Origin of the sequence: Mesorhizobium sp. M7A.F.Ca.CA.004.06.1.1 (assembly GCF_003999135.1) — a bacterium.
Taxonomy (GTDB): Bacteria; Pseudomonadota; Alphaproteobacteria; order Rhizobiales; family Rhizobiaceae; genus Mesorhizobium.
This window is the reverse complement of record NZ_RZPQ01000338.1, coordinates 1-1,819: the sequence shown is the minus strand read 5'-3', so window position 1 is coordinate 1,819 and position 1,819 is coordinate 1. Positions and strand designations below refer to the sequence as shown.

General features: G+C 58.1%; 2 protein-coding genes and 1 pseudogene. All 3 read left to right on the top strand.

The features are described 5' to 3' along the window. Window positions 1-989: hypothetical protein (locus EN906_RS19650; RefSeq protein WP_206529131.1), on the top strand; the 989-nt coding region annotated here is incomplete at its 5' end. 156 nt (window positions 990-1,145) lie between these two features. After that, window positions 1,146-1,697: a sigma-70 family RNA polymerase sigma factor gene (locus tag EN906_RS19645; protein ID WP_127271203.1), complete on the top strand. Its 552-nt coding sequence runs from the start codon at window positions 1,146-1,148 to the stop codon at window positions 1,695-1,697. A gap of 1 nt (window position 1,698) precedes the next feature. Beyond that, window positions 1,699-1,819: pseudogene (locus EN906_RS39010) on the top strand (DUF1109 domain-containing protein); the annotation flags it as partial.

Here is a 1,819-nt window from a genome sequence, read left to right as displayed (position 1 = left end):
CCTATACCCTGGCAAGCCTGCTACTCTATTTTCGAACAGATTTGCAGGGTTCTGTGCGCTTTGTCCCCTATGACGAACGGGAGCATCTGCTTGAGATTTCCAGAGGCACCGTTCTTTGGACGGATTTGGACCGACTGAGCGAAGCAGAGATTGAAGCATGCTCCAATCTCAGCCAGCGGATGAAGTCGCAGCAGCCTGATCTGTTTCAACTCAACCATCCCCGAAAAAGCCTTCAGCGTTTCGATCTATTGCGTATGCTGTTCGCGGACGGCATCAATGATTTCAATGTATACAGACCCGAAAGTCTGCCGGCGGGAATGCGTTTCCCTGTCTTTCTGCGTGACGAGACGGGCGCCGCTTATAAAGTGCCGCCGCTGTTGCAATCGCCGGCGGAACTCGGCGAGGCGCTCTCGAACCTGGGTACGATGAATTTTGTTCGCCCCATAGTGGTGGAGTTTGGAGCAAAGGCTGGTGCCGATGGCAGCTACCGAAAATACTCGGCATATCGGATCGGCGAGCGCAGTTATGCGCAACACTGCTTCGCCAGCAAGGAGTGGTTCATAAAGGTACAGGGAGGCGGTATGTCGGGGCAACATCGGGTCGAGCATACCGAGTTTGTGCGCGACAATCCGCATGCGGTAGAGCTGATGCCGATTTTCGAGAAGGCGGGGATCTCATATGGCAGGATCGACTACACCATTGTCGATGGTCGTATCCAGGTTTTCGAGATCAACACCAATCCCACTGTATTGAACGACCCGCCCACACCCTTCGACAGATACGATTCGTTGCCTTACGCCAACATGCATGCAGATGCCTTGGCACAACTGCCATATGCTAACGATCCCCTATCCACTCCGGTTATCGATGAGACACATTTCCAGATCTTGGGCCGCCTGAGAAACAAGTACCGTCGCAGACGGATGAAGCTGACCGTTCGAAAGGGCTTCAGGTCTTTCCGGGACGCCATGTTCGGCGCCAAGCCTTGAGTTCTCGAACAAGAGCGCGGGGCAATATCGCTCTGGCGATCGGCGCGCGGTGTGCCGCAATCTTTCGTGATTTGCCGATAGTTTGGCTTGGACATTATTTCGCCGGCCACGTAACAAATCAGCGCCGAGACGCGAAATTCGGGGGAGTGAACTCTTGTGAGCGGCAAGGACGAGGCCGAACTTTCCCGGCTGATGCGGGCCGCGATCGCGGGAGATGAAAGGGCTTACGCCGACTTTCTGCACCGGATTGCCGCGCTGGTTCGCGGTTTTGCCAGGCGCAAGATCGTGCAGGGCGGGGTCGATCCCGAGGATGTCGTGCAGGAAACCTTGCTGGCTATTCATGTAAAACGACATACCTGGCGTCAGGATGCGCCGGTGTTGCCGTGGATCTACGCGATCGCCCGCTTCAAGGTGATCGATGCGTTCCGGCGGCGAGGACGGCGCATCGAGATCGATGTTGACGATATCGCCGAGACGTTCGCCGAGCCGGAAACCGAGACCGTCAGCGAGCGAGATATCAACCGGGCATTGGACAGCCTGTCGCCGGCACAGCGCTCCGTGGTCTCGGCCGTGTCGGTGGAAGGGCGGTCCATCGGTGAGACGGCGGCGAAGTTCGGCATCAGCGAGACGGCGGTGCGTGTGTCGCTGCATCGCGGACTTGCTGCGATAGCCAAGCGATTCGGGCAGGGGCGGTTCGGGCGGGAATGACATGAGGACGGATGATCTCATCAAGGCGCTGGACGCCGACGCAAGCAGCAAGGCAATCCCGCTGCTATCGGCCTGGTGGCTGGCCGCCGGTGCGGGGGCGGTGATCGCGGCCGTCGTATTCC